The organism is Paenibacillus xylanexedens (assembly GCF_007676705.1).
GTDB classification, from domain to species: Bacteria; Bacillota; Bacilli; order Paenibacillales; family Paenibacillaceae; genus Paenibacillus; species Paenibacillus xylanexedens_C.
Genome location: NZ_VEBF01000362.1, coordinates 1 through 265, shown reverse-complemented (window position 1 = coordinate 265; position 265 = coordinate 1). Strand labels below are relative to the sequence as shown.

Annotated in this window: 1 pseudogene; it reads left to right on the top strand. The window is 50.2% G+C overall.

Going from position 1 to position 265, the window contains the following annotated elements:
- Window positions 1–265, top strand: a pseudogene (locus FS628_RS33305) (histidine kinase); the annotation flags it as partial.

The following is a 265-nucleotide window of genomic DNA, read 5'->3' as shown; positions in this document are numbered from 1 at the left end:
ACATCTTCTCCTCCTCCTCAATCCACCCATCTCCCTCATTACCACAATCAACCTACACCATCTCCAAACTCTCAATCATCCCCTTCAACATATTACACCTCTTCCTCTCCCCCACACCCTACCCCATCCCATCATTCACATCCCCCATCACCTCCACTTCATTCATCTCCCCCCTCACCCCTTCCCCCACCTCATCACCCACCCTAAAATCTATCCAACTCCCAACCTCCACCAAGCCCTTCCCAATTTCTTCAAAATCGGTAAT